General features: G+C 68.6%; 1 protein-coding gene. It reads left to right on the forward strand.

Annotated features, from left to right (window positions below; all coding sequences use genetic code 11):
* Positions 1-417 (forward strand): AMP-binding protein (locus ACX4ZE_RS23140; RefSeq protein WP_480275579.1); only part of this gene is annotated, 417 nt, incomplete at both ends.

Raw genomic sequence — 417 nt, forward strand, 5'->3', positions numbered from 1 at the left:
TGTGGAAGGCCGGGGGTGCGTATCTGCCGGTGGATCCGTCCTACCCGCGGGATCGGTTGGCGTTCGTGTTCGCCGACGCCGCCCCGCTGGTGGTGGTGACCGACCAGGCCACGGCCACGGCCCTGCCCGTGGTCGCGGCGGACACGGTGTGTATCGATGCTCCGGGCACCCTCACCGGCGACCGGGACGCGGTCGTTGTGGCTGATGCCGGTCGGTGGGGGCGGTTGTGTCCGGGGAATCTGGCGTATCTGATCTATACCTCCGGTTCGACCGGTCGTCCCAAGGGGGTCGCGGTCACCCACCGCAACGTGGTCAACCATGTCGTCGCGGGGAGGACACTGCTGGGCGGTGACGGTCCCGTGCGGGTGTTGGCGAGTACCTCGGCGGCGTTCGATGTCTCTGTCCTGGAGATGTTCG

This window comes from Nocardia sp. TBRC8007 (assembly GCF_056629435.1).